The organism is Mediterraneibacter sp. NSJ-151, assembly GCF_022487435.1.
In the GTDB taxonomy this organism is placed as follows: Bacteria; Bacillota; Clostridia; order Lachnospirales; family Lachnospiraceae; genus Schaedlerella; species Schaedlerella hominis.
Genome location: NZ_JAKVPP010000004.1, coordinates 255,437 through 280,397, shown reverse-complemented (window position 1 = coordinate 280,397; position 24,961 = coordinate 255,437). Strand labels below are relative to the sequence as shown.

General features: G+C 39.7%; 15 protein-coding genes and 1 tRNA gene. 1 reads left to right on the top strand and 15 read right to left on the bottom strand.

The features are described from left to right. Nucleotides 1-14: 14 nt before the first annotated feature. The 5 genes from LQE94_RS06070 to araA form a co-directional block, all read right to left on the bottom strand. Nucleotides 15-85: transfer RNA gene (locus LQE94_RS06070), tRNA-Gly, on the bottom strand. A gap of 57 nt (nt 86-142) precedes the next feature. Continuing rightward, a complete protein-coding gene (gene proC, locus LQE94_RS06065; protein ID WP_022074875.1) occupies nt 143-937 on the bottom strand; it encodes a pyrroline-5-carboxylate reductase in 795 nt (264 codons plus the stop codon). Between the two features lie 38 nt (nt 938-975). Beyond that, a complete protein-coding gene (locus LQE94_RS06060; protein ID WP_240577244.1) occupies nt 976-1,482 on the bottom strand; it encodes a DNA-deoxyinosine glycosylase in 507 nt (168 codons plus the stop codon). Between the two features lie 34 nt (nt 1,483-1,516). Further along, entirely contained in the window at nt 1,517-3,499 is a 1,983-nt protein-coding gene (gene selB / locus LQE94_RS06055) for a selenocysteine-specific translation elongation factor (RefSeq protein ID WP_240577243.1), read from the bottom strand. 120 nt (nt 3,500-3,619) lie between these two features. Then, nucleotides 3,620-5,119 carry an L-arabinose isomerase gene (gene araA / locus LQE94_RS06050; RefSeq protein WP_240577242.1) on the bottom strand — a complete coding sequence of 500 codons (1,500 nt, stop codon included), beginning with the start codon at nt 5,117-5,119 and terminating at the stop codon, nt 3,620-3,622. 301 nt (nt 5,120-5,420) lie between these two features. Here araA and LQE94_RS06045 point away from each other — a divergent pair, with 301 nt between their 5' ends. Further along, on the top strand, nt 5,421-6,287 hold the full coding sequence (locus LQE94_RS06045) for a helix-turn-helix transcriptional regulator (protein ID WP_117990091.1): 867 nt from the start codon (nt 5,421-5,423) through the stop codon (nt 6,285-6,287). A 117-nt stretch (nt 6,288-6,404) separates the two neighbouring features. Here LQE94_RS06045 and LQE94_RS06040 read toward each other — a convergent pair whose 3' ends face one another. From LQE94_RS06040 to LQE94_RS05995, 10 genes are all read right to left on the bottom strand, one after another. Further along, entirely contained in the window at nt 6,405-8,699 is a 2,295-nt protein-coding gene (locus tag LQE94_RS06040; RefSeq protein ID WP_330638893.1) for an NlpC/P60 family protein, read from the bottom strand. Between the two features lie 217 nt (nt 8,700-8,916). Continuing rightward, complete coding sequence (locus tag LQE94_RS06035) at nt 8,917-9,837, bottom strand: LysR family transcriptional regulator (protein WP_240577241.1); 921 nt, start codon at nt 9,835-9,837, stop codon at nt 8,917-8,919. 185 nt (nt 9,838-10,022) lie between these two features. Further along, nucleotides 10,023-10,442 (bottom strand): cytidine deaminase, encoded by a 420-nt coding sequence (locus LQE94_RS06030; RefSeq protein ID WP_240577240.1) that lies wholly within the window; start codon nt 10,440-10,442, stop codon nt 10,023-10,025. Between the two features lie 160 nt (nt 10,443-10,602). Next, the gene (locus LQE94_RS06025; protein WP_240577239.1) at nt 10,603-11,445 is read right to left on the bottom strand and encodes a TrmH family RNA methyltransferase; all 843 of its coding nucleotides are present in this window, start codon (nt 11,443-11,445) and stop codon (nt 10,603-10,605) included. After that, nucleotides 11,446-12,219: a YdcF family protein gene (locus LQE94_RS06020; protein WP_240577238.1), complete on the bottom strand. Its 774-nt coding sequence runs from the start codon at nt 12,217-12,219 to the stop codon at nt 11,446-11,448. A 16-nt stretch (nt 12,220-12,235) separates the two neighbouring features. Further along, a complete protein-coding gene (locus LQE94_RS06015; RefSeq protein WP_240577237.1) occupies nt 12,236-12,667 on the bottom strand; it encodes an SseB family protein in 432 nt (143 codons plus the stop codon). An 81-nt stretch (nt 12,668-12,748) separates the two neighbouring features. After that, complete coding sequence (locus LQE94_RS06010) at nt 12,749-14,104, bottom strand: MATE family efflux transporter (protein WP_240577254.1); 1,356 nt, start codon at nt 14,102-14,104, stop codon at nt 12,749-12,751. Between the two features lie 170 nt (nt 14,105-14,274). Next, the gene (locus LQE94_RS06005) at nt 14,275-15,615 is read right to left on the bottom strand and encodes a sodium-dependent transporter (RefSeq protein ID WP_118737567.1); all 1,341 of its coding nucleotides are present in this window, start codon (nt 15,613-15,615) and stop codon (nt 14,275-14,277) included. A gap of 39 nt (nt 15,616-15,654) precedes the next feature. Beyond that, nucleotides 15,655-15,954 carry an STAS domain-containing protein gene (locus LQE94_RS06000; RefSeq protein WP_022074721.1) on the bottom strand — a complete coding sequence of 100 codons (300 nt, stop codon included), beginning with the start codon at nt 15,952-15,954 and terminating at the stop codon, nt 15,655-15,657. Nucleotides 15,955-15,971: 17 nt separating this feature from the next. Beyond that, nucleotides 15,972-24,953, bottom strand: a complete 8,982-nt coding sequence (locus tag LQE94_RS05995) for a non-ribosomal peptide synthetase (RefSeq protein WP_240577236.1) — start codon at nt 24,951-24,953, stop codon at nt 15,972-15,974. Nucleotides 24,954-24,961 lie beyond the last annotated feature (8 nt).

Sequence of the window (24,961 nt, the reverse complement as noted above, 5' to 3'; positions counted from 1 at the left end):
TCATATGAAGTTGAAGCGGGTGATGGGAATCGAACCCACGTATCCAGCTTGGAAGGCTGGTGTTCTACCATTGAACTACACCCGCGTCATCTCTGACACGAATAGTATCTTATCATATGTTTTTTAATAATGCAAGCACTTTTTACATTTTTTTTGCAATATCTGTACAAGCCTTCATTGCTTCAATCACAGCAGAGCGTAATCCTTTTTCTTCCAGTACGCGTACAGCCTCGATTGTTGTTCCGCCCGGTGAGCATACCATGTCTTTTAATTCTCCCGGATGTTTTCCTGTCTCAAGCACCATCTTTGCACTTCCAAGCACTGCCTGTGCCGCAAATTGATATGCCTGTGCTCTCGGCATGCCGTCTGCAACTGCTGCGTCAGCCATCGCTTCGATAAACATAAATACATATGCCGGTGAGCTTCCGCTTACGGACACAACTACATCCATCAAATGTTCACTGACCACCTCTACTTTACCAAATGCGGATAAAATCTTTTTCGCGCCTTCGAGCTCTTCATCTGTGACAAATTCGTTTCGGCAGGCAGCTGTCATTCCTTCGCCTACCATAGCCGGTGTATTTGGCATTGTACGGACAAGTTTTACATCCTTACCAAACTGTTTTGCCAGCCATTCAAGAGTTTTTCCCGGTGCAATCGTAATGACAATCTGCTCCGGTTTTATAAGATCTTTAATCTCTGCGATCACAGACTCATAAAATTGAGGTTTTACGGACAAGATGATTGTCTCTGCCTTCTCTACAGCCTCTTTGTTGTCTGCTGTCACATGAATACCATACAATGTTTTAACTTTTTCACGCCCTGCTTCCAACAGATCCGCTCCTATAATCTCTTCCGGTTTAAATAACCCGCTCTTGATCACGCCACCCATAATGGCACCTGCCATATTTCCTGTTCCAATAAATCCTAATTTCATGATGCTGCCTCCTTGTCTTGTGATTTATTTTTTCACTATTATAATACCTTTTTCACTTCCTGCCAACATTCTAATAACCTTTCCAGTGAATACGCTGCATTTGCAGGACTTGTAGAAGGCAGACCAATAATCTCCCGTCCTATTTTTTTCTGGCTGTATTTTTCATACAGTTTCTTTGCCGTCCCGCCATTTGCATAAATGTTTTGGATTTTAGAATTTGCGACCACTCTTTCAATGTCAGCCGGAACAACATTTTTTATACTGCTGTCACTTGAACCAATAATGTCACAGCTCTCAATGACATCCCATATCGCGATGCCGTGCTCCAGCAATAATTTTTTCTTTTCTTCAATGGTCTGTGGCACTTTGCTTTCTGTCAGTCCTGCGATTACTTTCCAGAAACGGTTCTGCGGATGCCCGTAATAGAACTGGTTTTCTCTCGATTTGACCGACGGAAATGTCCCTAATATCAGTACTTTTGAGTTTTCATCAAAAACCGGTTCGAAATCGTGTGATACGTGTGTATATGTCTGCTCTTTCTTCATTTTCTTTGCACTTCACTTCCTTATATTAATGGTTTTATTCTTTTAAGCCAAATGCTACGCGTTCTGTCTCATTTCCACAACGCATTGTAATCTTGATTTTATCTAAATATTCTATCCATATTTTAGCGGTTTTTCTTGATATTTCCAAGTTATCACGCATTTCTGAATAGGTGAGTATTTTGTTTTCTCTGAAATGTTGTTCCACCTTTTCGATTACAGCTTGCAGCTTTACTGCTGTAACGTAATAAGAATCTGCTATTTCAATCAGCTTTCCTTCTTTTTTTAATACTTTGAAAATGTCTTCGAAACATTCTTCATCGACTTTCGGTGGGCGCAGCTCTTTATATAGAAGTAATTGATATCCTGCTTCCTCCAGAGTTTTTAATATATGAGCCTCGATTTGTTGAAATTTTTTATCGTGTTGTATTTCAAAATTGCACAGACAAATGATGTCTTCGTTTCTTTTAATCCTTGAATCTGTTTGTTTGTCTGATTCTGATGTAAGGTCTGTCTGGGATTGCCCGAAGGATTCTAAATAAGATAAATAAGCTTCGAACGTTTTGTTCTCCCATCCTGAAAATAATTCTTTCTGCAGCTCTTTTTTTGTGGCTCCATATCTGTATGGATGTCTCTGATGGTATTTTTGAAGCCATTCTTTCATTTGCTCCCACATATTATTTTCAGATTCTTGCGACCAATAGTATGTGCATTTCTTATAAATAAATGACACGATTTGTTGCTTTTTCATATATCTATACAGCATATTGCTTATTTCTTCTTCATTTATTTCAACCAACGGCTTTATTTGCTCTATTGTAACCGGTTTTTTCTTCTGGCTTCGTAGCCATTTGAGCAAAATATTGCTTTCTTTGTTTTCTTCTTTTTGTTTTAATTCTTCAACTACCGCCGGATTTGTTCTTTTATGTTTTTTTGCTGCTGCATCAAGAACGATTCCTCCACCAATTGTTTCTAGCGGAGAATAGAATCGAAGTACAAATGAATCTCGTTTTTTCACTGCGATTTTTTCTTCCAGTACAAGTTGAGCGTATCCGCTTTCCCCCGGAGTCAATTCATTTTTCCCAAATAAAATGACACGGCACAGAACTTGTCCTGCCCCGATGTGCAAATGTAATCTGCTCTGATGTTTTAGTATTCTTCCGGTATGAGCTGACATTGTAATTTTCACATCCAGCCTTTCTGACGGATTCAGAGAATGAATGGCTGCCGCTACATTTCCTCGTTTGAGTTCTTCTTTTTTGATTCCCGGTAACAGAAGGGCTGCGCGTTGTCCTGCCGTTGCTTTCTCTACATTTTGCCCGTGAACCTGTATGCTTCTGATACGTGTTTCTGTTTTCTTCGGATATAGCATGATTTTATCGTCCGGTTGCACCTCGCCTTCTAAAATGGTTCCGGCAATCACCGTTCCTCGTCCGGACAGGGACAATATTCTGTCAATCGGCATACGAAATGCTCCTGATGTATCTCGTAAATGATGGGTATGCAATACATTTTCGACAATTATTGTCTTCAGGTTTTCAATGCCTTCTCCTGTCTTGGAGGATACACACACTTCCGGCCACGCTGCGAATCTGTCATCTCCCAGCATTTTGATTTCTTCCCTGATTTCTTCAATCATCAGCTCTTTCCATTCCTCATCCACCAAATCCGATTTTGTAAAAACAAGGATGCCATTTTCTATATGTAGCTGTGACAAGATTTCCATATGCTCAATCGTCTGTGGTTTGATTCCTTCATCTAGGGCAATAACCAGCAAGACCAGATCCATACCATAAACTCCCGATAACATATTCGGAAGGAATTTTTCATGCCCAGGTACGTCTACGATTCCGGCGCGGTCACCATTTGGCAGATCAAACCATGTAAATCCAAGATTGATCGTGATACCACGCTCCTTTTCTTCCTTATTCGTATCCGTATCTCTTCCGGTCAGTGCACGAATCAACGCAGTCTTGCCATGATCTATATGCCCGGCTGTACCAATGATAATATGCTCCATTTCTTCCCTCCTTCTTGTTCATTATAGCATAGCAAGAGCCAATGGGGACGGGGTTTAGTGGCTTTTTCGCTTTGCGAAAAAAGCCACTAAACCCCGTCCCCATTGGTCGGCTCATTTTATTTATTTGCTAAATACTACCTCATTCCACATCAATTCATTTTTGAACTGGCGAATGTTTGTATCTTTATCAATGTATACAGCTTCGATTCCCATTTCTGCTGCCCAGTCACCCATCTGTTCTGCTGTTAAGTCGTATGTAAATGCTGTATGATGAGCACCGCCTGCAAGGATCCATGCTTCTGCTCCTGTACGAAGATCTGGCTGTGGTGTCCAGAATGCTGTTGCTACCGGAAGTTTTGGCATTGGTTTTTCTGTCTTCTTACAATCTACGTTGTTAATAATCAGACGGAATCTGTCTCCAAGGTCAATCAGTGATGTTGCGATTGCCGGTCCTTCTTTTGCTGTAAATACAAGACGAGTTGGATCTTCACGATTTCCCATAGACAATGGCTGACACTTGATGCTGATCGGACCATCTGCAATTGTCGGGCAAACCTCAAGCATATGTGCCTGAAGGATTCCTTCTTTTCCAGGAACGAGATTGTATGTGTAATCTTCCATAAATGAAGTTCCTTTTGCATCTTTCATTCCCTGTGTCATAATCTTCATAACACGGACCATAGCTGCTGTTTTCCAGTCGCCTTCTCCACCGAATCCGTATCCTTTTTCCATCAATCTCTGGATAGCAAGTCCCGGCAGCTGTTGTAATGAACCAAGATCACCGAAATGTGTTACGATTGCCTGATAGTTCTGTTCTTCTAAGAATTTTTCAAATCCAAGCTCAATCTGTGCCTGAACTGCTACATGTTTACGGAATTCTGCTTCATCTCTTCCTTCCAGAAGAATCTGATATTTGCTGTAATATTCTTCTACAAGTGCTTCTACATCACCTGGTTTTACATCCTGTACAACAGCTGCGATCTCATTTACCGGATAAGCATCAACTTCCCATCCGAACTTAATCTGTGCTTCTACTTTATCGCCCTCTGTTACGGCAACATTTCTCATATTGTCGGCAATACGCATAACACGGATATGGCTGCTTTCAATCACGCCGACTGCTGTACGCATCCAAGAACCGATTCTTTCCTGTGTTTCTTTATCCTGCCAATATCCCATCACAACCTTGCGGCTCTTGTTCAGACGTGTGAAAATATGTCCGAACTCACGGTCTCCGTGTGCTGCCTGATTTTCATTCATGAAATCCATATCGATTGTATCGTATGGAATCTCGCGATTAAACTGTGTATGGAAATGAAGCAATGGTTTTCTCAGCTCTTTCAATCCAAGAATCCATGATTTTGCCGGTGAAAATGTATGACACCATACGATAACACCTGCACAGTTTTCATCTGTATTTGCTTCATTAAATGTCTTTCTGATCACTTCATTTGTAATCAGTGTTGGTTTCCATACAACTTCATACGGAAGTAATCCTGATTCATTTAACGCATTTACGATAATCTGTGAATGCTCTGCTACATGTGACAGACATTCATCTCCATATAAATCCTGTGATCCTGTACAAAACCAAAATTTGTAATCTTTACATCCTAACATAATTTGTTCTCTCCTTTTCAAATCTTATTTTTCGCTCATTTTTTGCAAACTAACACTTTTCTTGCAATTCATTAGTCTGCTTCTTTAACTCTAATTTTAGTATAGCTTTTCAGATGCGAAATAGAAAGAAAAATCTTATCTAATTATGGACATTTATTACTCTATTTTGTAAAATATAAGAAAATGCTTTTCTTTGAAATTCAAATTGAACGCACGTGGAAAAAATTTGTAATTAGCTTGCCATTTATAGAAGTGAATTTTTTCTCAGCGGAAATAAATTTGTATAGAAAGGATGGTTTCCATGCTTGCTAATTTTGAAAAACGAAACTATAACGGAAAAGAGCGTGTCTGGACAGGCCGCTATCGCAACCTGCAGAATCTGCCGCACTGGCATCTTGAAAGTGAACTGATCTATGTAGAATCCGGTGAGATTATTGTCTCTGACAATCATGAAAAATATCCCCTTGCCACAGGAGATGCAATTTTTCTTCAAGGCGGAGATATCCACTACATCAAAAGTTCTCCCGACAGTATTGTCGCAATCATACTTTTTGATTCCTCTCTCTTAAGTGGAATCTTAAAAGAACACCGTCTTGCAGGAGCAAAATTAGAACACTCCTATCCAATTAAAGAATATTTCGAAAAAATGCAGATAGAATTAAAATCGCAGAAAATGTTCTACGATTTAAAGCTCCGCTCATTGATTACAGATCTTATGATTGAAATATTCCGCAAAGAAGAACTTGCTGCTCAGATTCAGCCTGAGAAACATTCTTCCATTGACAATTATAAAAATCTTCTTTCCGAGATTGAAACCAAATATGATTACATCACATTTTCTGACGCCGCAGATTTTATGAAATTATCAGAACCATATTTTTCAAAATTTTTCCGCAAAGTATCCGGGATGACATTTTCACAATATCTCAACGCCGTCCGTCTGGAACATGCCATAGAGTTATTGAAAAATAATACCGAACATCTTGCGATTACTGAAATTGCTGCCAAATGCGGTTTCGATACAATCCGGCACTTCAATCGTGTTTTTAAAGATATCACAGGTATGTCGCCCAGACAAATGCCGTCGGATTATGTGTTAGATGTGCGGCCAATCCGCACTATCTCCGATGCATTCAATCCGACACTACAGAATTCGGAATTGCTGTGAGTAGGCCAATGGGGAGGAGGCCAACGGGGACGGGGATTAGTGGCTTTTTTGCTCAAGCAAAAAAGCCACTAATCCCCGTCCCCGTTGGCTCTCGTCCCCGTTGGCTCTCCCATTGGTCTATTTCACGAGATATACATCAGCATTTGTCACTCCAAGTGCCAATGCATCTGCATGGTTATTCACATAAACATCAATACGGTTTTCTTTGATGGCTCCACCGCAGTCTTCTGCTGTGAATACATGTCCACCGATGATAACTTTTGTTCCATACGGAATTACATTTGGATCTACTGCAATTGTCTGACCTTCTACAACCGGAGTTCCTGTGGCTGTAATTCCTGTCTCTACGTCACAACAAATCTCACATGCACAATAATATGTGATCTTGAAATTACCAAGACACTGTCCATACATATCCTCTGTTGCATTGACTTCGCCGATTCCGGCACCTGCTACCGAATACTGATCATTTAAGATTCGTGTTGCCCACACTGCCTCTGTTGTATCTACATTTCCATAAATGATACCGTCATTTTCATTTGCAGCTTCAATTGTCTTTCCATTTCCCGCATACATTACAACATGGTGAATGTCTCCGTCTTTCGCATAGAAAATCAAGTCGCCCGGCTGTGCATCTTCTACTGCAATCTTTGTACCATACTGTGCCTGGTCTGCTGCTACTCGTGGAAGATCATAACCATACTGTTTATAAATCTGCTGTACAAATCCTGAGCAGTCCGCTCCATCTGTCAGGCTTGTGCCTCCCCATACGTATGGATTACCGACAAACTGTGAAGCAAATTCCAACATGGACTGTCTGATTTCTCCACTCGGAGTTCCTGCTTTTGTCGATGTGAGCGTATAATATAATGCATCATTTTCTTCCGGTTTCAGCTCCTCTTTTGCTGTTGTAAATTTCTCTTCTCCGGTTTCATTTACCTGTTTTGTAACTTCATCACCTGTGCTCAGATATTCACGCTTTACAAATCCTCGCACATCACCAGATTCGATATATGTCCACTCCGAATCCTGGTCTGCAAGAATATAGCAGAGGTTTCCTTGTGTCAGCGTTCCAACGAGCAGGGAATCCTCACTCTTCTCCTCGCGGATATTTAGCTTGTCTACATTTACCAATGCATATTCTTTCTTTACTACTGTCTGATTCACTGTAGCTCTCAAATATGTAAATGCCTGATTTTCGGAAGGGTCAACTAAAGCAGTCGCTGTCTTTGCAGTTCCCTCAATTCCTTTATATTCTGTCTTCTGTGCCTCTGCTTTTTTCTTCGCTTGTTTCTGATAAACAGATAACAATTTCTGTGCTGCATCTCCTGTATATACTTCCGATGCTCTGACAAAACCACGAACATTACCAGACTCTACATACAGCCATCCATTCTCTTCCTCTTTGAGAACATACAACAGACCATCCTGTGTAATCTGTCCTACAGCTCGGACACCTTCTGTCAACTGCTGCTGTGCAACCTGTTTGTCAAATGTCTTTTCTGTCTTTGCTGTTGCTTTTTTTTCTGCTGTTTTGCTTAATATCTTTGAACGCTTCGCTACATTTTTTAAATCTGCTGCTTTCTCTTCCTTTGATACTTCACTTGCTTTGATATCTTTTTCTGAACTTGGAATAGACTCTCGAACATACAAATCTGTCTTTGCAAATGCATACTTTCTTGCAACTGTCCAGAAACGGAAATCTTCCACTACCTGTGGCAGCTTCACAATCTTCTGACTAGCAATCAAAGCTTGGTTGCTTCCTGCAGAGGTTGTCTCTGTACCCGGATTCTCTTCTTCCTTCGTTTCAGTCGGAGCTGCTGCCGGTTGTTCCTCTTTCTTATCTGTCTCTGCTGTTTGGTCGTCCTTGGAATCTTCCGTCTTATTCGCACTATCCGGATTCTCTGGTGTTGCTGGATTCTCCGGTGTTCCTGGATTCTCCGGTGTTCCTGGATTCTCCGGTGTTCCTGGATTTTCCGGTGTACTTGGGTTCTCCGGTGTTCCTGGATTTTCCGGTGTACTTGGGTTCTCCGGTGTTTCTGGGTTCTCTGGTGTTCCTGGATTCTCCGGTGTTGCCGGATTTTCCGGAGTCACTGTCGTCTCTGCTACACGCTCACCAGTCTCTGGATTAACCTTCTGTCCTGTTGCTGCATCAAGCAGATACTGGCTTGCCTCATCCAGATAAACTTCTCCATTCTGAACCATCTGAAGAACACTGTCCGATACATTAACAAGATTCTCAGATCCATCCACCGCTTTTGCCTGCATTCCCGCTGCTGTCTGTGTTACTGCTACATTGCCATCCTCTGCAAATGCAGCTATTGGGGCACTCATAGCCAAACCTACTGACAAAAGTCCTGCAAGTGTTTTAGTTCCTATGATTTTTGCTACTTTTATATTTCTAAACTTCAAATTTGACTCCTTTCCTACAGTTTCTTGCTTCGTCCTTATGGTTTCTTTCTTATATTATGAAGAAACTATAGCATAATAATTATACTCCTTTTTCTTCTAATTTTCAATTTTCTCCTGAGTATCCTTGTCTTAAAATTTTATTAATTTTCGCAGCAGAAGGTCAAAAGGGGGCGTCGCAGCAGAAGGTCAAAAGGGGACGGAGTTTTCTGGCTTTTTTCTACGAAAAAAAGCCAGAAAACTCCGTCCCCAATGGTTTAATCGCCTCGATATATGCCTTCGCATAACGACTCAATAACATATTTTTTCGTCTCACCATCCCAATTCGCATCTTGCAATTCATCTCAAGCGGTCTGGCAATGATATTTTCTCCATTTAATTTTTGATCAAGCACACCGGAACTTACCGTAAATCCATTCAATCCGATAGCAAGATTAAACAGTGTTGCCCTGTCTCGCACTTGAATATTCTTCGGAAAATCTAAAACACTTAAAAACTCTTCCGAAAAATAAAATGAATTGCGCTCACCTTGTTCAAAAACAAGATATGGATATGGCCTCAAATCTTCTATTGTTAAGCTCTCCTTTTTTGCCAACGGATGCTCTTTACTTATGAAAACATGCGGATTGGCAACGAATAATTCTTCAAAGATCAATTCATTTTTCTTTAAAAGTTTTAAAAGCACATCTTCATTATGTTCTGATAAATACAGAATCCCCAGTTCGCTTTTTCCTTGTGCAACATCGTCTATAATCTCACCCGTCTGAGTCTCCCGCAAGATAAAGCTGTATTTTTCAACATTATACTGATTAATCACATCTACAAATGCATTTACCGCAAATGAATAGTGCTGGCAGGATACAGAAAATTTCGGCACTCTTTTTTCTTCATTTCCAAAATGTTCTTTCATGATGTCTGCCTGTTCCAAAAGCATGCGGGCATAGGATAATAATTCTTCCCCTTCGCGTGTCACAACCACACCCTTATTGGAGCGTACAAATGCTGTCACACCCATTTCCTTTTCCAGATTATGAATAGCATTGCTTAAACTCGGCTGTGAAATAAATAATTGTTCTGCTGCTTCTGTGATATTTCCACATTCAGCGACTGTCACAAGATATGTTAATTGTTGTAAAGTCATGCGTCACTTCCTCTTTTCTTTCCTGACAGATAAAATAAATGTTATACAGAGTATATCTCCCATACAGCTTTGCTGTCAATTCTAGACTAATGGACCAATGGGGACGGAGTTTTCTGGCTTTTTTCGTAGAAAAAAGACAGAAAACTCCGTCCCCATTGGTCTAAAACCCCGTCCCCATTAGTCTTCTACGCCAGATTTCCCGAACCAAATCCTTGTGGCATCAACTCACGCAAGGTATAAACATCATAATGTTCTTTGTCCAATGCAAGTATCACCTGAAATGTATCCGGATTACAGAATTCCATCATGACTTGTCTGCATACTCCGCAGGGAGCTGCATATTCTGTCAGAATTCCTTCCTTTCCACCAACAATACAGATTGCATCAAATTCGTGCACCCCCTCACTGACTGCCTTGAAAAATGCGGTGCGTTCCGCACAGTTCGTTGGTGTGAATGCTGCGTTTTCAATGTTGCATCCAGTATACACCGTTCCTTTTTTTGCCAGCAATGCTGCCCCAACTTTAAAATTGGAATACGGCGCATAAGAAAATTTTAGTTGCTCGATTGCAGTGTCGATTAACTTCTCAATAACTTGTTTCTCCATTTGTTTTTCCTCCAGACAAAATAATGATATACAAAGTATATCTCTATTTTGCTGGATTGCATAGTTTTTTCTTGCTTTGGAAGGCCAATAGTGACGGAGTTAGTGGCTTTTTGTCTGTGCAAAAAAGCCACTAACTCCGTCCCTAAATGGCTCCCCGTCCCTAAATGGCTACCGCCAACTGCCAAAACGCTACCGCACTCGCCGCTGCCACATTCAACGAATCGACTCCATGCGTCATCGGAATCTTCACGGTATAATCACAATCGGCAATGGTCTCGGTTGCCAGACCGTCGCCTTCCGTTCCAAGTATGATTGCCAGCTTTTCTTCCTGCATCAGTTTCTCATCATCGATTCGGACAGAATTATCACTAAGTGCAAGGGCGGCTGTCTTGAATCCCATCTTGTGGAGAATATCAATTCCTTCTTCCGGCCAGGAACAAGAGTTATTCACAAATGTCCATGGAATTTGAAAAGTTGTCCCCATACTAACACGAATTGCCCTCCTGTAAAGTGGATTACTGCATCCGGACGTAAGCAAGATTGCATCAATATTCATCGCCGCCGCAGAACGGAAGATTGCACCGACATTCGTCGGGTTCATCACATTTTCTAAAATAGCAATCCGTCGTGCATTCTTACAGATGTCTTCTACTTTCGGCAAATCTCTGCGATGCATTGCGCACAACATTCCTCTTGTAAGCTGAAATCCTGTAAGCTGCGTTAACACTTCAGATTCTGCTGTATAAATCAGAATTTCATTCAACTGTTCTTCACTCAGTCTTTCTATGATACATTTCGCTTCCCCTGCAATCTGTTTTTTCTCAACCAACGCAGAAATCGGAACATACCCTGCGTCCAGTGCCCGTTCAATTACCTTTGGACTTTCTGCAATAAAAATTCCTTCTTCTGGTTTATCACGATTCAAAAGCTGTGCCTCTGTCTTTCTTGCATAAATATCTAACTCCGGTGCTTCAAACTCTGTAATCTCAATAATATTTACCATCTAATTTTCTCCCCGATGATTCAAGTGTAATACTTTTCTGACCTGGTATTTCATCTCTGCCAGATATTCCCGAAACATATTGTTTGGCATGTAAAATGCTGACGAATCTGCCGCTATTCCATATATATTTTCTATTTTTTGATTTTTTGCAATCTGTAATGCCCGATATACATGAAAATTATTTGTCACAAGTCCGATTGTTGCCTTCTTTTTAATATATTTCATGCTGTTGGCAATGTTTTGCTCTGTAGTTTTCGACTTATCTTCCCTGATAATCCTATCTGATGACATGCCCTGCTCGATCAGATACTTTGCCATACCTTCTGCTTCTGAGTACGGCTCGTTATATCCTTGTCCGCCGGATACAATACAAATCGTCTTCGGATTTTCATTCATATATTCCAAAGCCTTGTCCAAACGATATTTGAGCACAATACTTGGACCGCTTTCTTTTACCTGTGCACCAAGTACAATAATATAATCCAGGTTTTCTTTTTCTTCTGTCGCTAAGCTACTGATAATACATCCTTCTACAATAATAAATGATGTCATCCCCAGTGCAAAAATAAGCAATATCCCCCCACGTACAACCATTGGAATCTTGTCCCATATTCCACAGTAAATTCCGATTCCCATCATAAGAAAAACGAGCGCCATCCCAAACCAGACAAGGAAAAATTTTGTTCCGGACCGGGTTGCCTGTATCATAATTCCATACAGAAAGCACAGTATTCCAAGTACTCCTAATATTCCTGCTATTATACTTTTCATCATGTTTTTTCCCTTTATTTTAAGCTTTTGCCCCAAGTATCACCCGGATCAGATTTTTATCCAGCATTATCGTTCGATTCCATGGATTTAAAATAATACCTTGGATTCCCTCTACTTGAAGCACTGTTTCAAATAATTTATCTATATCTGTTAAAAATGTAGACTTCACACTGTCTCCACCTTTTAATTCTTCTTCAAAACTTGTAAATGCCGTCCACCAGCTCTGTCCATCCGATGTCTGAACCGCCTGGATTTGAATTTGTTCCAGCCCCTTCGGTGGCTCTACCGCCAGAATCACCTGTCCTTTTTCTTTCATTCGTCTGCGGATTACGGTCAATGTATGTGCCAGCATTTCCTGCGTACTTTCTTTTTGCAATCCTAAAATTGCTTCCTCAATTTTCTCATTTCCCTGTAATCCCTCATCTACCTTTGAATTATCCTGCTTTGTCATATTACTTCCTTTCTCTTTCTATTTCTATTCATTGTGCTTAACAAAAAGCTTATCGTATTCTCTATCATTTTGTATTTTATATCATTTTGCCTGTGCTTCCCGCATCATTCTCTCTCGTCCTTTTGCATGTACCTGTTTTCGTACAAAATAAAAGCATATTACCTGCATTACGATTGTAAGTAACCAGGATGCCGGATAAGAAATAAATAAAAATTCCAGTGATCTATGTTGTGGGAACAGCATAAATATCCACACAATTCTCGTTCCGACTGTACCGATAATAGATAGGATCATCGGCACACCTGAACGCCCCATTCCTCGCAGCGCTCCCGGAAACAAATCCATAATTCCACACAAAAAGTAAGTAACTGTTGTCATTGATAAAATTTCCAGACCACACTGGATTACTTTCGGATCTTCCGTATAAACCTTCAATATTTCTGTTCCAAATGCATAAGAACCACAACCGAGGACTCCTGATATAACAACTGATAAAATCAAACAATTTATCAGCACCCGATCCATACGTTTATATTTTCCAACACCATAGTTCTGGCTTGTAAAGCTCATACATGCCTGTGTCACAGCATTGACGGAGACATATAAAAATCCCAGAATATTATTTGCCGCTGTATAACCGGCCATCGCTGTCGAGCCGAAGGAATTGACGGATGACTGTAACAATGCATTTGAAAAATTGATAACTGTACTCTGGATTCCGGCCGGAATTCCAACTTGAAAAATCTGTCTTAAATATACTTTCTGAATTCTTAATTTAGAAAATCTTAATTGATAACACCCTTCAGATTTATACAAACACCGAAGTACTAAAATACAGGATATTAACTGTGAAATGACTGTTCCGATTCCAACTCCGGCAACACCCATGTGGAAAATAATTACAAGAATCATATTTAATCCTGCATTTGCCACACCTGAAATAATCAAAAATATAAGCGGACGTTTTGTGTCTCCGACAGCTCTTAAAATGGCCGCACCATAGTTATATAACATAAAAAATGGCATTCCGCAAAAATAAATCCTCATATAAAGAGTAGATAACTCTATTACATCAGAAGGCGTTCCCATCAACTCCAATGCCAATTTTGCCAATAACAGTCCCACTACTGCCATTATAATTCCACTGATCAGTGCCAGTGTGATCGCTGTATGTACCGTTTCCGACATTTCTTTTTCCTTGCCGGAAGCATAAAATCTTGCTGCCAGTACATTTGCACCAAGAGAGATTCCAATAAATAAATTGGTAAATATATTAATCAACGCTGTCGTTGAACCGACCGCAGCCAACGCCTGACTTCCACTAAATCGTCCGACAACAACAATATCTACCGCATTAAACATCAACTGCAAAATACCAGAAAGCATAAGTGGAAGTGAAAATGATATCAGCTTATCCATAATAGAACCATTACACATATCTATCTCGTATTTATTTTTCTTCACAGTTCTCTACCCCTTTTCTTTAAATTAAATTCCGTATTATATTATGGTACAAAAGAACAGTTAAAGCAAGTATGTGTGAAACATTGAATGAATTTGTAAAAGGAGACATTGCATCGCCCCTTGCTCTGCAATATCTCCTTTTTTCACCCGATTCCACCAAGCAATGCTCCGGCTACCAACGCCAGAAATGCCAATGGAACCAGCACATATTTTCCGACCGGAACAAACCATCTTCCAATCTTCTTATCTCTGCCTTTGTTTACTGCCTGCAAAGCAAACTCTTCTCCTGCAATCCAGAAGAACATGATTGCTGACAGCATTGCACCAAGTGGACAAATATAAATTGAAACCGCATCCATCCACCCTGAAACGATTCCCTGAATAAGCAGTGCAACAGCGCATCCGATCACTGCGATCACACCAACTGCCGAGAATCTTTTTAATCCGAATTTTTCCTGCAATGTTGCTACCGGAGCTTCATACAGATTAACCAGCGAACTCATTCCGGCAAATAATACACAAAGATAGAAAATGATTCCTACAAGCTTACCGCCCGGCATTCCGTTAAATACGTTGATCAGATAGATAAACATAAGTCCCGGACCGCCTGAAGATAATTCAGCTCCGCCGACTGCCATCCCCGGAATAATCACAAATGCTGCGAGCAATGCCGCCATTGTGTCAAAAATCGCTACATTTCTTGCAGAACTCACCAAATCCTCTTCCTCGCTTAAATAAGAACCATATATCACCGTTCCGTTTCCTGCGATTGAAAGCGAGAAGAATGCCTGTCCGAATGCATATATCCATAGCTTAATATCTAACAGACCTTTTGGCTTGATTGTAAATATATAACGATAACCGGCTTCTGCTCCCGGCAATGTGAAAATATAAATTCCAAGCCCTAAAAACATGATAAACAAAAATGGCATCATGACTTTATTCGCCCGCTCAATTCCTCCTGCGATTCCAAATGCCATGATAACGGCTGTCACGATCACTGCAATCACCAGCCACAAATTGTTGCCAAAGACTTTTGCTGTACTTCCGAACATTCCGCCGATTATGTCCATGTCCTGTCCCATTGCTGCAACTTTACCGGTCAATGCCAGAAATGCATATTTAAAGATCCAGCCAACTACAACTGTATATCCAATTGCCAGTGCAAACGATCCAAGGACCGGCAAAACACCGATTATTTCTCCCGGCTTTCGCTTTCCTGTCCGCATCTGCGTACACGTTCCAAATGCTTTGATCGGTCCGCCTTTGGCTGCACGTCCCAATGCCATCTCTTCGATCACACCGGAAGAACTAATCAAAATTACAAATAAAATATATGGAATTAAAAATGTCATACCGCCCCAGTCAGATACCATATATGGAAATCTCCATATATTCCCCATACCGACTGCTGAACCAATACATGCTAAAACAAATCCTGTCTTACTTTTAAAACCATCCCTCTCATGACTTTTATGTTTCATCCTCTGTATCCTTTCTCACCTGATTTGTAAGCACATGTCTTATTTTTCAATATCTATTTTCTGATCAAATCCTGTAAGACTAAACACATCAAAGACTTCGTCAGACACATTTATAATTTTAAATCCGTCCTTATTCTGCATCTTTTTGTATGCGGCAATTACTTGCCGCAGACCTGCTGATGAAATGTATTCAAGCTTTGCGAAATCAAATACAAGACTTGTGATCTCGTCTGTAAGCTTTGAAAGTTCTTCTTCTAACTGTGGAGCTGTCTGTGTATCCAGCCATCCTACAATCTCCATTGTTGTTTTCGTTCCATCTGTTTTACTAATAATTTCCATAAATTTTTCTCCTTAAATTAATCAAAAAATGTAAGTCTGTCCAGTGCCTCAATCGCACTTTCAAGATATCTGTCATCTGTAATAGGCCATTTGTAACCTAATCTGTAAAGAATCTGTGATGTAAATCTATTGCCGTAATCCAGCGTATAGATTTCATTTTCATTGTGTGACGTGTATGCGATAAGACCTGAAACAGCATCCGAATCCTGCCCTGTTTTTGCAAATTCTTTTACTGCAGTCTCAAACTCCTCGTCTTTTACAATATCGATCTTAAATCCATGTTCACGCATTGCATAGATCAAATCTGACATAAAGATATGATGGCTGTTGCATGCATGGAATACGGTAAATCTTCTGTCCGTCTGTACCAGATTCAAAACTGCAAGTGCTGTAGAGTCGATCGGTGAAAATTCTGTCACTTCATGCATACTTCCTACCGGGAATTTTCCAACTGCTTTATAACCTCTCAGGCTTCGCAGGAAACCGTTTGTAATAAAGTTAATCTGGAATTCACCATCGGAATCTCTGCTCATAAGATTACCTACACGGATGATCTTTCCGTCAAGACCGTCTGCAACCGCTTCAAGTACAGCTCTTTCTGCAATAAATTTTGTACGGATATATTCGTTTGTAATGTTCTGCCCGATGTATAAATCATTTTCACAGAAAACTCTCGACATCGGCGGTACGCCGTCTGACCCTTCACCACTGACTGAGACTGTTGATATCTGAATCAGCCTACGTGCATTATTTTTACATAAATCAATCAGATTTTCTACTCCTATTACATTTATTTTTTCAAGAACATCGCCTGCCGCAAAATGTTTTACACACGCTGCACAGTTAATTAATGTCTGGAATTTGTATTCTGCTAATCTGTCGACATCTTCTTTTGATGTAATATCTCCGTCCACACATACGATGCGTTTTTCAAACATTTCTTTGTACGGATTATCAAAATAATACATCAACATATTCATCATTCGTTTTTCCGGTGATTCATATGAGCCTTTGCGTACAAGACAATAAACCTTTCCGTCATAATGATCCAGATACGCCTTCAAAATATGTATTCCAAGGAATCCGGTCGCTCCTGTGATCATGATATCTCCGATTTTTTCTTTTGTCACAAGGTCCACATTTTCTTCGATATTTCCACTTATCACACTTTGTATTTTATTATAACTGTAATTTGAAAATTCATTGCCTCCTGTAGTATCTTCCACTGCTTCATCATTTCCAAGCATTGCAGAAAGCTCATGCACTGTAGGATATTTGAAAATATCTGCATATACAATACCGATATTCTTTGACAGACACATGATTGCAACCTTTGATGCAGTAAGCGAAGAACCTCCCAAATCAAAGAAATTATCCTCGATTCCTACTTTATCAATACCAAGTGCTTTCTCAAAAATACCGCAAAGCTCTGTCTGAACAGCTGTAACCGGTGCGACATAGCTATTTCTTTCTACACTCATCTCTGGTTCAGGAAGTGCCTTTTTGTCAATCTTGCCACCCGGTGTTACAGGCATCTTATCAAGATGAACAAAGAAGGACGGCATCATGTAATCCGGGATAAGCGGCTCTAAGAAGTTTTTCATTTCTTCATCGGAAATGCTTACGCCTGTATAGTAAGCAACAATATATTTATTACCGCCTTTTTCAATTACTTTGGCAGCCGCATTTTGAACAGAATCATATTTCACTATCGCTCCCTCAATCTCGCCAAGCTCGATTCGGTATCCTCTGATTTTTACCTGTGAATCGATTCGACCGATGTATTCTATGTTTCCGTCTCCTTTCATGCGGACCATATCTCCGGTTCTGTAAAGACGTTTATCTTCCTCGCAGATTGAGAATGGGTTTTCGACAAACGCTGCCGTTGTTTTTTCCGGAAGATTATGGTATCCTCTTGCAATCTGTCTTCCTGCATGACACAACTCACCAGATGCGCCTACCGGAAGTCTGGTCAAATCTTTATCTACGATATAGCTTCGGATATTTGTCTGCGATTTTCCAATCGGTATATTTTCATACTGCTTATCAACGAAAAATTCTGTTGATGAAACCGTATTTTCTGTCGGTCCATATCCATTGATCATCTGATACGTACGATTTCTATAATGCTTGAATTTCTCACCGCCAAGTGTTGCAAAGCGCAATGCCGGAGCTTCTTCCAGTAATTCTGTCACCAATTCTCCAATCTGAGTCGGAATCGTAATAGTCGTAATATTTTCTTCTCTTACAAACTTCGCAACTGCAACCGCATCTTTTCTGATACCTTCCGGTAAAATATACAGCATTGCCCCAACGGTAAGTGGAGCAAACAAATCCACAACAGATGCATCGAAGCAAAAGCTTGCAAACTCTGCAACTGTAAAATCAGGTGTCATTTTTCTTGATGAAACAAGATATTCTATCAGATTCAATAAATTTCTATGTTCAATCATAACACCCTTTGGCTTTCCGGTTGAACCTGAGGTATAAATCATATACGCCAGATTTTCCGGTCTCGGAGGAGTAAGTTCTACTGAAAGCTCAAACTCTTTTGCCTCTTCTGCCACGTCATCAAGACTGATGATATTTTTATCATAAAATGCAACCAGATCACGATACTTGTTTACTACAAGCAAATTCTCTGCTCCTGAATCTGTCAGCATATATTCGATTCTGCTCTGCGGATACTCCGGATCCAGCGGAACATATGCACCACCGGCTTTCATAACACCAAGATAAGCAACGGTAAATTCTTTCGTTCTTCCACACAAAATACCTGCAACTTTTTCTCTTCCAAATCCATTTTCTGTAAGCTTTTGTGCAACATAATCGGACATTCTATCGAGTTCTTTGTAAGTGAGCTCTCCAAATTCATCCTTCACTGCAGCCTTGTCCGGATATTTTGTAACAGTCTCTTTAAACAGTTCAACAAATGTTTTTCCTGCATGATCCGGAACATCCACCATCTTGGTCTCTTCTTCAAATAACAATCTGATATCGGATGCTTTCTCTTCCTTCGTCAGCCCATCAATCGCAAGCTCAAGGTTATCTGCGAGATATTTCATCGTCTCTTCGCGATACATATCTCCACGATACTCAATTTCAAAGACAAATTTATTTCTTTCAATAGAAATACTTACGGAAACAGGTGCTTTCGCAGCATTTAAATGTACCGGTTCTTCCGAAGCAAATTCACCGCCTATTGTATCAAATTCAAAGTTATCACCCTGATAAATCACCATGGCATCTGCTTTGATATTAAACTCACGGCTAATCTGTGAAAATGGATAAATGTCATTGTTCATAGAATCCATAAGCTGTTGCTGGACATCTGCCAGATATTCTCTCGTCTGTCCTGAAAAGTCACAGTAAACCGGAAGCGTTTTTACAAGCATACCGACTGTATCGGAAAGTCTCGAATCATTTCTTCCATGGTAAATTGTTGTGAAAACAGCGTTCTCTTTGAAATTATATTTTCCAAGTGTAAGCCCAAATGCCGCAATAAAAAATACATTTTCTGTGATTCCGTTTTTCTTACAAAAATCTTTTACGCTCTGGACTGAAATCTCGGAAACTTCTCTGTGATACATTTCCGCTGTAGGAACAGCACCCGATTTATCCGGATAAAATGCTATACTTCCACCGGCTTTTTCAAATACTGATTTATAATAATCTTCTGCATTTTTATATGTATCGCCATTCAAAGCATCTCTGTTATCCAGTGCAAGCTCATACGATGTATATTCTTCTTTTTTCAGAGTTTCTCCACTGTACGCCCTGTTAATGTCATTGATGATAATCTCAAGAGATGTACCATCTGCAATAATATGATGCAAATCCAGGAACAAATAATTTCCGGCTGCTGTTCTGTGAATCTCAAATCTGAAAAGCTGTTCGTTAAATAGCATATATGGACGAACAAGCGTCTCTTTATCCATCCCATCAATAATCTGTGTTCTGTACTCTAAATCGTCATCACGTTTCTGAAGAACATCTCCATTCTCATCCATAAAGAGATTTGTCTTGAGATAAGGATGTGCTTCAACCATACTGTCTATTGCTTTCGCCAGCTTATCAAGATCTACTTTTCTATCCAGTTTAAACAGATATGGGATATTATAAATGGTTGTACCCATATTGGCAGTACATTCGATAAATATTCCTTCCTGCGTATTTGTAAGCGGATAAATCTCTTGAATTTCTCTCTTTGATGTCTTTCCTGCTTTTTGCACAAATCCTTCAAGTTTCTCAATTGTCGGATTATCTTTGATATCTGATGTTTTGATAACAATATCAAACTTCTTCGAAATCAGCATATTTAATTTAATCGCACTGATAGATGTAAGTCCGACACTAAAAATATCTGTTGTAATTCCAAATTCTGTGTATCCTAATACTTCTGCAACACAATCAAAGATTTTCTGCTGGATATCATTCTGTGGCTTGATGATTTCTTCTACTTTCTTTTCCGGTTTTGGAAGTTCCTTTTTGTTTACCTTCTGATTCTGGTTCAACGGAATCTTATCAATCTGCATTGTAACAGCCGGAACCATATATGGTGGTTTTGTTTCTTTGATAAAATCATTTAATGCATTGATATCTACTTTGCTGTCTGATACAACATAAGCTGCAATATATTTTCCACTGAATGGATCATCAAATGCAACTACTGTCGCATCTTTTATACCTTCGTATCTTCGGATTACTTCCTCAACCTCTGAGAGTTCGATTCTGAATCCTCGAATCTTAACCTGTGAATCTTTTCTTCCGATAATCTGGATATTTCCATCTGTCAAATATCTTGCAACGTCTCCGGAATGATACAAAACCTCGTATCCTTCCTCATCGTCATAAATATTTTTTGTATATACTTCTGCCGTTTTCTCAGGTTTGTTGAGGTATCCTCTTGAAACCTGCCAGCCGGCTATCATCAGCTCACCACATGCACCATATGGAAGCAGATGACCAAATTTATCTGTTATATAAAGCTTATTATTATCAAGTGCTTTACCTATCGGTACATTATTGTAATATTTATCCACTTCAAATATAGTTGTGAAAATCGTGTTTTCTGTAGGCCCATAACCATTAAAAAACTTGAAATTCTTTGGAGGTTCACAAGGAACAAGCTTCTCGCCTCCTACAGATAAATATTTCAAGCTCTTGCAATCCATCTCCATTGCAAACTGTCTTCCTACCTGAGTTGTCATAAAGGAATGTGTAATACCATTTGTCTCAAAATAATCATTTAATGCAATAAAATCAAGGCGGATTTCTTCTGGAATAATATGAAGCTCGGCTCCATTTGCAATTGTTCCATAAATATCCATCATACATGCATCAAATCCAAATGATGCATAAGCTGCAACCTTTGAATCAAAATCAAGTTCATAATATTTTTTGTACCAATGACTAAATGCAGTAATATTACCGTACTCAAGCATACATCCCTTCGGAACACCAGTTGAACCGGATGTATAGAGTAAGATGAACAGATCATGCAACTCTGGTTCTTTCAGTTCCATATCACGATCTTCTATCTGCATAATTTCATCCATATACAATACTTTTCCTTCATAACCGTCAACCAACGGAAGTAATTCTCTGTCGACGATCAGAAGCTTCGCTTGTGCATCTTCAAGCATATACATTAATCTGTCTTTTGGATAAGTCGGATCAAGCGGCTGATATGCGGCACCTGCTTTTATCACTCCAAGCGGTGCGATTGCCATATATTCACAACGTGGAATCAGGATTGACACTACATCCTCCCTGCCGATTCCAAGTGATGCAATATATTTTCCAAGCCTGTCACTGATCTCATCCAGTTCCTTGTATGTATATCTCTTATCTTTAAATACTACCGCTGTGCGCTCTGGTATCTTCTGGGCCATTTCAGAAAACATGTTGAAAATAGTTTTACTTCTGCCGTAATCATTTTCTGTACTGTTAAATGTTGCAATTTGATTTACGGCATTTGGTGAAATCACAGAAATTTCTGAAATATATTTTGACTTAAGCATCGAAGCCATTGCTGCTTCATAGGCTTCAAGCATTCCATCAACAAACGCTTTGCTGTACATGTCACTTCTATATTCTGCAGTAAGTACATATTCGTGATCATACTCTCTTACCTGAATAAGCAGTGGCATCTTCGCCATATCAAGCGACAGATCCTGTCCTCTTGCAATCGTATCTCCGATTGGATAATCATCACTTAACTCTACCTGATATGCAAAAACGAAATCTGAATTGATACCATATTTTGCACAGATATCATAGAATGGGAAGATATCATTTGCCATCGATGACATAAGCTGTTCTGAAAGCTCTGCCATATATGTCTGTATTGTCGTTTTCTCCTCAAAAGCGCAGTATACAGGAAGTGTTTTTACAAGCATGCAGACGGTGTTTTCAAGTCGGGAGTCATTTCGTCCGTTGTAAATCGTTGCAAAAAGGCTGTCCTCGGAATTTGAATATTTTGTTGCAAGAATACCAAATAATCCTGTAAATAATGTGTTTGGCGTAACCCCTACTTTTTCACAGTAAGCACGAATTTTCTCTTCCGGAATGTTTACTTTTCTTGACGTAATTCCCTTTTCAGGAGTTTTTCCTGAAATGTCCGGAAGCGGAAGTGACTCTGTTTCAACACCTTCGAAAACGCTGTCGTAATATTTCTCGGCCTTTTTATATTTGCCCTCTTTCATCTGCTGTTCTTCATCAAGAGCTGCATCAAATCCTGTGTAGGTTTCACTCTCAAGTTTTTCACCACAATATGCCTTATTGATATCTTCAAAAATAATATCGTAAGAATTACCATCTGCAATAATATGATGAAAGTCTGTAAACAAATATTTTTTATCTTCCGTAAGATAAATTTCCGCACGGAACAAACGCCCCTTTTCAAGCTTGAACGGACGTACCAGATTTTCTTTTAATGCTTCAAACTCACTGTTTGTAGTCTTGATAATCTTTGGTATAAACTTATCTTCTCCCGGACTTTGCACCATCTCTCCGTCACTGTTGAGATACACTTTTGTAAGCAGATAAGAATGTGCATTTACCATCTTTGTAAGTGCATCAGCCAACTTCTGCTCATCAATCGCATTTTCCAGTTCAAAAAGGAATGGTATATTATAAACTGTGCTGTCTGGATTTTTGCTACACTCAGCAAAAATACCTTTTTGAGATCCTGTAAGCGGATAAACCTCGCGTTTTTCATAGGTTCTAAGCTTCGGTGCGAGCATGATGTATTTTTCAAGTTTTTCAATCGTATTATTGTCATGGATATCGCCTGTTTTCACAGTAACTTTGAACTCATCCGAAAGTAAAATGCACAGTTTCATTGCACTGATGGAAGAAAGCCCTGCTTTGTAAAGACTGGTATCAATTCCAAAGAAATCATTTCCTACAATTTCAGAGACAATCTCAAAAATCTTTTTCTGCATCAAAGTTTCTGCTGCTTTCAAATTTGTCGGTGCTGAAACCGGCTTTGGCAATGCTTTCTTATCAACTTTTCCATTCTGTGTCATCGGCATTTTTTCAAGCTGTATAAATACCTCCGGCACCATATAATGTGCGAGTGATTTGGAAGCGTATTCCATAAGCTTTTCTGTATCAACGTCATGGTCTGCAATAAAATAACAGCATAAGTATTGATTATCTACCGGGATTGTAATACTGGTAAGAATGCCATCGAAGCTATTTATCACTTCTTCTATCTCACCAAGCTCAATTCTAAGTCCTCGCAGCTTGATCTGATTGTCCATTCTTCCGAAAAACTCTATTTCATTATCGGAATTGATTTTCGCAAGGTCGCCTGTTCTATATGCACGTTCTCCATTCAATTCAATAAATGCAGCCGCCGTTTTCTCCGGAAGATTTACATATCCTCTTCCGACTCCAAGACCTGCTATAACAAGCTCACCGGTTTCTCCGTCCGGCAGGATATGATTCTCTTTATCGACAATAAATACCTTCACATTTCCATTTGGAGCACCGATTGTAATTTTTTGACTGTCTGTGATTACCTTCATCGTACAACTTATCGTTGTCTCTGTCGGACCATACCCGTTCATAATATAAGCATCCTGATTTACCAGACGAATCTTTTCATAAAGTGCCGGTGGAAATGCTTCTGCTCCGATATCAAAAACCTTAATCTGGGACATTGCCTCTGTAAGTTGTGGCAGATCAATGATATTTGACAAATATGTAGGAGTTGTCGTCATAATATCGACTTTATTTTTTACAATCAAATCTCCGAGAATAATTGGATTATTAATTTCATCTTCACTTGCGATAACCGCTGTAAGACCATTTGTAAGTGGAACAAATTCTTCGAGAATCGATACATCAAATGTCATTGCTGCCATAGAAAGAGAAACCGAGCCTTTGTCTACATATCCAAAGGTTTCCGCATTTTTCGGATCTGGTTTCACAAAGTTCGCCAGATTCACGTGTTCAATCATAACTCCTTTTGGCTTTCCTGTTGAGCCGGAAGTATAGATACAGTAGCAAAGATCATTCTCTTTTATTTCAACATCCGGATTTTCTGCATTTTCATTTTCAAGAAGCTCTTCAAGAAGCAGCACCTTGCAGTCGAGCTTTGCAAATAAATCCTGTCTTTCCTTTTCAATCTCCTTTGTCGTAATTACAAAAGGAATTCCGGCATCCTCAAAAATGTACTGGATTCTGTCATCCGGATAATCCGGTGCAGCAACCGTAAATGCTCCTCCTGCTTTTAAAATTCCCTGTCGTACCGCATAGAAATCACAGCATCTCTCAAGAATAACTCCTACGATCGTCTCTGCCTGCACACCCTTTTCGATGAGTGCATTTGCAATTCTATTCGCTCTTTCATTTAATTTCGAATATGAAAAGCTTTCCTTACTTGTCACAACCGCAAGCTTGTCCGGATGAAGGACCACCTGCTCTTCAAATAATTTTGTCACTGGGCGAAACTTAAATTCAACATTACTTTCATTGATTGCAGTCATCTTTCATA